The sequence below is a fragment of the Microbulbifer sp. THAF38 genome (genome assembly GCF_009363535.1).
GTDB lineage: Bacteria > Pseudomonadota > Gammaproteobacteria > Pseudomonadales > Cellvibrionaceae > Microbulbifer.
The window spans coordinates 295,027-302,912 of the sequence record NZ_CP045369.1 but is presented as its reverse complement, the minus strand read 5'-3'; the positions used below and the strand labels follow the sequence as shown (position 1 = coordinate 302,912).

4 protein-coding genes are annotated in these 7,886 nt (G+C 47.8%); 2 read left to right on the top strand and 2 right to left on the bottom strand.

Translation table 11 applies throughout. The features are described from left to right. Positions 1-49 precede the first annotated feature (49 nt). The gene (locus FIU95_RS01335) at positions 50-2,035 is read right to left on the bottom strand and encodes a ShlB/FhaC/HecB family hemolysin secretion/activation protein (protein ID WP_152450783.1); all 1,986 of its coding nucleotides are present in this window, start codon (positions 2,033-2,035) and stop codon (positions 50-52) included. Positions 2,036-2,107: 72 nt separating this feature from the next. Further along, a complete protein-coding gene (locus FIU95_RS01330) occupies positions 2,108-4,726 on the bottom strand; it encodes a bifunctional serine/threonine-protein kinase/formylglycine-generating enzyme family protein (protein ID WP_172975294.1) in 2,619 nt (872 codons plus the stop codon). Positions 4,727-5,316: 590 nt separating this feature from the next. Here FIU95_RS01330 and FIU95_RS01325 point away from each other — a divergent pair. Together FIU95_RS01325 and FIU95_RS01320 are read left to right on the top strand one after the other, a co-directional pair. Next, positions 5,317-5,805: a type VI secretion system tube protein Hcp gene (locus FIU95_RS01325; RefSeq protein ID WP_152450779.1), complete on the top strand. Its 489-nt coding sequence runs from the start codon at positions 5,317-5,319 to the stop codon at positions 5,803-5,805. A gap of 160 nt (positions 5,806-5,965) precedes the next feature. Then, positions 5,966-7,873, top strand: a complete 1,908-nt coding sequence (locus FIU95_RS01320) for a type VI secretion system Vgr family protein (protein WP_152450777.1) — start codon at positions 5,966-5,968, stop codon at positions 7,871-7,873. Positions 7,874-7,886: the final 13 nt, after the last annotated feature.

The following is a 7,886-nucleotide window of genomic DNA, read 5'->3' as shown; positions in this document are numbered from 1 at the left end:
TTGCATAGAGCGGTCAGGTCAGCTTCAGCTATCGATGAATTCTGAATTATTAGTTATAAAAAATAGAAAAGTCTGCATAGACCATTGGTTGATCTATATCTTCACCAGTACCTTCTATTGAGGAGGCTTTTTCAATAGGCCAACCCACTGATACTTTACTGGAGAAGAATTCATTCCAACTGAACTTAAACAGGAGGCCACCTCCGGCAAGCCTCGCCCAGTCATCTTCTTTCCCTTCTTTGTAGTTATTAACAATGCCGTAACCCACATCGGCAAATAGTGCGACCTGCACCATATCATTGAGGCGTTGACCAAATAGGATGGGATTAACGACTTCGGGGAAGCTGGGATACCACTCAGCGGATAAAAGTCCAGCGCTATCGGCGGAAAAATCTCGCACATCAAACGCTCTAACACCATTGGCACCACCCAAGGACATCTGCTCAAAGGCCGGGAGGGGATAATCACTGTGTTGTGCACGGCTTTTAATGATTAAGCGGGATTGGTCGTCGGTAAACGGCATAGGTAAAAACAGTAGTGAACTACTATTTAAAGCAACCTTGGCAAAATGATCACCACGCTTTGCCTCCAGCTTATCTTCCAGCTCTCTTTGATGCTCACCGTATTGGATACTACTGCTCAATATATTAAGCATTGAAATAGAACCACTGGATAGGTGGTCCATATAGAAGCCCAATTCGCCGCCGTATACATGGTCACCAGGCTCATCAAATTTAGTAATTGCCCGCAGATTCGACTTTTTCTCAGTAAGGCCAAATGAGCCTGTTAAGTTGAAATCTCTGGAGCGCCTGAATTTATGATCCACGGTGAGCGCGTAGCTGGTATTGTCACCATGAATATCCAGCACATTCACAGGATTATCTGGGTCTTCAACATCGCGCAAAACAAAATCGTTGTAATCTGCAGAAAGCTGAAGCCTAGTGCGTGGCCCAAATAGAGGAAGACTATATCTTAGCTGTCCAAGATCAGAACCAAAATCGGAATCAAAATCTGTAACATTGGTTGATTTCAAGTAGCCTATGGTCAGAGCATCCCCTATACCCAAAGGATTTAACCAGTCTACCGTTGTATAAAATCTCTGATCTCCGGTATACGCTGATCCGTGGTTATCCATTCTAAAGGATGTTTTCCAACCGCTAGCATCGCGTACTTTTAGGTTCAGCTTGGTTTCACCAGGGTTTTCACCGGCACTAAAATATCCGGTGACATTTAAACCAGGTAGATCATTGAGAAGGTAAAGCCCCTCTTCAATATTATCGTGGTTAACCAGCTTGCCTTTTTGTTCTTCAAAAGGCTTAGCCAGTTGTTCCAGAGCGTATTTATCATTATCTTCGGCGACGACTTGACCCAATAGGCCCTCTTGTACGGTAAACGTTACTACACCATCTTCAACATCTTGAGCAGGTATTTGTACCTGAGCGAGAAAAAGTCCCCGGCGGCGATAGAAATTAGTCAGCTCCGCAGCAATCTCTTCAAGGTCGGCATAACTTAATCCGCGCTCTTTATTCTGCTTCTCGATGACACTGACAAGTTTTTTGAGTTCTGCCGGACCCAAGCCACCTGGACTAAATTGGGCTTTCATATTGCCCAATAAAATTGCCAACTCCTCGAGGTTATCTACGGTATAACCGCTGGCAAGGATTTTATCCTCTTTCATATATTTAACGCGAAGCTTCTCTGCCATATCCTCGATAACTTCACGTTCGATACCAAAGTCCGGATACTCCTCCAACCGATGGAATCTAAATTTCTTAACCGTAATTCTAGGGCCTTGATTACGCTGGGATATCTCGGGGATCTCGGTATTGAGATTTGGATCTTCGGCTTCGTAGGTGCGCTGCAGGAAATCCTTGGTAACATCCGCCTCATTGACGGTGGGTGTATCCTGATCGAAGGCCTGCCTTACGCGACTGCGGAAGCTGGAACCTTCATCTTGAGCATAAACTGGCAAATTCGATAACAGAAAACCTGCCCCCACAAACAGTGCCAGCTTACTTTTTCCAAGCCCAAGCATAACTCCCCCAAAATACTCATTTTTATAAAGTCGCCCCCAGTCCTTAAAGGGAAGGGAACAACGTATTTCTTATTAGTTCACATCCCTGACGATGCGAAAGCCAGTTAATTCATCCGCGAGGCCTGCATGAAGCCTTTTGGTTGTAGCGAGACAGCGGCTCATAGGGTCTTGTCGATTACCGCCGAGTGCGAGTAACTCCCCATCGGTTCCTCTGGCCCACTCCTGGACATTACCCACAGCATTTACCAGGCCAAACCTGTTTATCGAGCCGTCCTGCGCGGGCACCAACTCTACACCTTTCTCGATACCGCCGTACTTTAAGTGGCAATTGCGATCTGCTACCTCTTCCTGGCCATTGGCACTGGCTGCGGCAAACCATTCCTGCTCAGTGGGAAGACGATAATGGTATCCGGTCTCCTCGGATAACCAGCTGAGATAGGCTTCTGCGTCTTGAAGAGTTAGGTTATTAACTGGCAAATCGCCTGCAGCGATATCTAAAGCTCCACACTGCTTGGTTGCACTGCAGTAGTGACCCAGGTCGCGATTGCTGACTTCATACTTACTAACAGCCAGGGGTCGACCACTCACCCCTCTGACAACCACCATTGCCGGTCCCTTGGTACCATCTGCAAGGCGATCACGGCAGCTGTAGCGCGCCCCTCTGCCGCCACTACCTGGCACCAGGTGACCACAAAAATCCAGCTTAAATTCTTTGAGTGGCTGGTAACCCGGGAGAAGCGCCCTAAATTCATCGACCAGTGCCTCTGTTCTTAGGGGGTCTTCTGCACCCAGCTTAGTGGCACAGTTATTCAGTTCTTCACCGACAACCGGGCGAATCTGTCTAGCTTTAACACTATCCAGCTTTGCTAGCTGTGATAACTGGGCTCCCACGGCAACGACATTCATATCGAATCCACAGGTGAGAGCGGCTTCCATATTGGACAATACAGTATCAATCTGCTTGTTTTTTATGGCAGCCAAGCGACGGCGTTCGGCCCGCTCCTCCGCAAGACGAATGCGTTCTGCCTCGCGTTCAGCTTCCAAACGTTCGGCCTCCAGGCGGGCTCGGAGATTCTCTCTATCGGTCGCTAACTGGGATTTAATCGCCACAGCCTGACTGGATACGCCATACCAATTCGCGGCGCTTTCCAACATGGAGTCCGCTTGATCTAGGTTGCCTAGATTTAACTGACCCGTAGCTGCAGCGAGGAAGAGCTCTGAAATCTCACGACGTTTATTATCGAGAAACTCTTCATCACTAGGATTAAGCTCCGAGTACTCGTGCAGCTCGATACGGAGATCCTTTTCCCAGGCTGGAGTGAGGATACTCAGAGACACCAGGCGATTTATCGCTTCTTTTTTGTCGCTAATTCGCCGCTGCAGAAGTTCCTTCTGGAGCTTTTTCTCCAGTTCGACTTTTACCTTTGCCTGTTCAGCCGTATTTTGCTGCTCCAAGTGGCTATAACCCACACCGGCCCCTACAAGTACCATGGCAAAGGCACCGCCCAGCACCCATTTCCAGGTATTGCTGACAAAAAATGCCTGGACAAACTTCTCTACGGAATCGGTGCGCTCTTCCCGTGTAAGCTGCAAAGCGGCTTCGAGGGCACGCCATTCCCGCCGATTTAAACCCTTAATACGTTTGGGCCGGAGCTTCTTCTCCAAAGCCTTATCGGCGGGAACCTTGTCATAGGGATGCCGACCGCAAAACAACTCATAGGCTACACAGCCCAGGGCATAGACATCATCAGATGGGGCTGGCTCTGCCCCTTTGAGCATCTCATAACTGGCATAAGCCGGGGTCAGTGCTCCCAGGCTTCCAGCATCAAAGACCGTAGTTTCACCGGTTTTGTTGGCGATCCCCCCTTCAGAGACTGCCCTGGCAATACCAAAGTCAAAAACCTTTGCGCCTTTCTTACTGGTGACAAAGATATTGCCGGGCTTAAAGTCTGAATGAACGATCTTATGCGAATGGGCGTAGATCAGGGCCTGGGAAATATCAGAAAAGACGGATCGCGCCTTTTCCGGCCCCAGTCCGACATCAGCGTGCTCTCTCAAGAGCTTGTCAAGCGGAGCACCCTCTAGGAACTCCATTGTCATAAAGACCCGGTCGCCATCGCGGTCGAAATCGTAGACGGTTACGATATTGGGATGGGCCAGTGTCTGTGACTTGCGTGCTTCACGCTGCAGGGAAATAAAAGCATCAGGATGTTTTTGAAAGTCGTCATTTAACAGTTTAATGGCCACGTAGGGCTCACTGTCATTGGCTTCCAGCTTACGGCGATCAAGAGCCTTATAAACCGCTCCCATCCCGCCAACCCCGAGGAGCTTATCCAGCTCAAAGCGCCCTTTGATAACCGTTTTGGTAACAGCTCCAGAGGGCAATGGCTCGAATGAATCTGAAGTATCAATGGGATTCGCAGGGAATCCGCCAGAGAGTTTGCCTGGCTCTCTCTTTTGCCCAGTATTCTTTCGCGGAGTGGGACTAAAGACTGTAGCGTCCGCATTGAAGTCAGCTGCTGCGGACGGCAGTATTGCTTGGGCTCCACGTACTGGTGGATGATCATTTTTCCCGGTGGAGTCCTGATGGACAACGACGGTTACATCGCCATCTTCTGTCAGTCCCTGGTTAGATTTGTCCGGACCGGGCAGATTGCCGTTCGGCCGAACAACACGTGTCTTATCGTTCAATTCCGCCTCCATGGGAAAGCTTTTCGACACACCCAAAGACTGTAACAGCAAAATGCTACAGCCCGGTTGTCAAGCTAAATAGGGGCAAAGTATATCGAACAGCCCCATAGGCAACAATGAAGGGATAAGCAAATAAGTTCGGCTATAAACCGCTTTGAACAAACCTCTCGATAATTACAGGGCCTGCGGAGAACTCAATCACCAGCACAAGTGATTACACTACCTTACAACTGCGGATGGTAGGCCAAAAACTTTATTTCAAAGTATTTCACTAAGATAATGCCGTTAACAATTCTTAATTTTTTTAGCAGGCAATCGTTTGTTTTAGGTCAATGATCCTTACTGGGCGATAGCAAATTAATTAGTGTCAGAGTCGAATAAGCACAGCCTGCATCCCCTCAACAATCAAGATTCTCTCTTCAATAATTAGTGCCAGAGTCGATTTAATAAGGTGAAAATTAAGTTTTTTTTTGCATTTTCCTCTGTTTAAATCACCTTAGTTGTCATTGCGACACCACCTGAGCTGCCGCACTAATGTGGTAGTGAGGAATTAATCACCTACATCTCAAGCCAACAAAGAGGGATTTCCCATGGCTATCTACATGAACTTCAACAAATTGGCCACCAAGGGTAATGTTACCGCCCAGGGTTATGAAGACTGGATCGAAGTTGACAGCTTCAACTTTGGTGTTGGTCGCGGCATCACCATGGAAGCCGGCGCTACCTCCAACCGTGAAGCTTCTCGCCCAAGCCTGAGTGAAGTTACCTTCACCAAGCGCATCGACGCTGCATCCGGCGGCCTGTTCAAGGCTTCTGTAACCGGTGACGAAGGTGTACCTGTCGAAATCCACGTTGTACAGACTGGCGCTAACTCTGTAGAAAAGTATGCAGTTTACAAGCTGGAAAACGTACTGATCTCCTCCTACAGCATTGGTGCTTCTGCTGGTGGCGCTCCTCAGGAGTCCATCTCCCTGAGCTTTGCCAAAATTGAGGCTGACCTCAACCACGCAGACAAATCCAACAAGAACCCCAAAAACATGCGTGTTGGATACGACCTCACTACTGCTACTCCGCTGTAATAGGTCTACTTCCTTTTTTGGAAGAAAGATGGCCTGCAGAATTCTGCGGGCTATCTAAACAGGTCTTTAGCTGAGTGCTTATTGAGCTTTCAGCTAAAGATCTGCAAATCTGCTAGTTTCTCATTTCTTTCAGGCACCGTAGGGATAGTTGGGGCTGCCCATGGCTACACTCAATCAAGATAAAAGAATGATTACGGTCGATAGCCCGGTTGGCACAGATGCGCTAATTGCTACGACCCTGCAAGGCGAAGAGCACATATCTAAGCTTTTTCGCTATGAAGTACAATTGCTTTCTGATGACCATGCTATCGAGCAAAAGGATATTGTCGGCAAACCAGTAACGGTATCCATTCATCACGCAGAAACACCACGTTATATTAATGGCTACGTCACACAGTTCTCCCTGCATGATGTCAATGCTGAGGGTGTACGCAGTTATAGCGCTATTTTACAGCCAGGCCTGTGGTTTACTAGCTTGGCTGGCAGCAACAGGGTATTTGAAAACAAATCAGCCAAGCAAATTTTGGAAGAGGTTCTCGGAGAGTACAGCCGTGTTATAAGGCTAACTCTAAAGCTAAACGCCGAATATATTACTCGTGAATATTGTGTTCAGTTTGATGAGAGTGACTTTGAGTTTGTCAATCGCCTGATGGCTGAAGAAGGCATCTCTTATTATTTTAAGCACTCTGCTGGACAACATGAGCTTGTGCTATGTGATGATTCCCAGGATTTCTATGACTGTGAGAGCGAAAACATCGAATACGATGGCGGAGGCAGTCACCCCACCAAAAATACTGTGAGTAGTTGGAGAAGAAACTTCAATTATCATGGCGGTGGGTTTGAGCTAAAAGACTATAGCGAGTACACCGCTACCAAGGATAACAAGCAGCAGGTAAAAACCACCAGCCAGCTGAATGATGTTGCAAACTACATGCGCGGCCTCTATGGCTTAAACCATTTCCAGGCCGACGGTGAGCACAAGCATAAATTTACTGACAGCTATCACAAAGCACTTGCCGAGCGGGCGATGGAAGCGCAAGAAGCGCTTTTCGATGTGAGCCATGGTCGTAGTGACTGCCCATCCTTTACCGCAGGCGGGCGCTTTAATTTCGATCACTCGCTGTCCTCCGAAAAAGGAAAGTATCTTATTACCTCCGTGCATATCTCTGCAGCGGATGGAAACGGTATAGATACCCACTTCCACAACACCTTTAGCTGTATACCTTCTAGTGTGATGCCTCGCCCTCAGCCCAATGTGTGCGCGAAGAAGATCCATTCACCGCAGGTAGCACGGGTTTTAGAAGTTAAAGCAACGGCTTCAGACAGCTCTCAAGACCCCTACACACAGCTCAAAGTTAAGTTTCCCTGGAACTCACAACAGAACAGCTGCTGGGTAAGAGTTATGCAGTCTTTTGCCGGCAAAAATTGGGGGGCTAATTTTGTCCCCAGAGTTAATCAGGAGGTGGTTGTCACCTATATCAATGGTGATCCAGATCGACCCTTGATTACCGGAGCCGTTTATAACGGAGACAACCCGGGGCCCAACTACACAGCCACACAAAGCGGCTGGAAAACTGAGTATGAAGGCAGCACCTTCAATGAGCTCAGATTTGATGACAAGGGTGGCAACGAAGAAATATATATGGAGGCCGGGAAGGATCATAACTTTGTGATCCACAATGACCAAACCGGTAAAATAGAAAACCAGCAGACTCTAGAAATCAAACAGGATCGAAGCATTACTGTCACTGACGGCAGTGAAATTGTCACTATTGCCAAGGGTGACCAAAAACTCAATGTCAATAAGGGTAACCAAGTTGTCACCATCGGTTCAGGTAATCATACCCTTAAAGTCAGCAAGGGTAGCCAAACCACTGATGCCATGGGGGCAATTAAGATAACCTCTAAAGCATCTATCGAGTTGAAGGTTGGCGGTAGTAGCATCAAGCTAACACCAGCAGGTATCACCATCAAAGGAACCATGCTTTCCTGTAAAGGGGACGCAACTGCGGAAGTTAAAGGCGGTGGTATGCTCACCTTGAAAGGTGGCGTTACCATGATCAATTGATGGGGTTTAACAA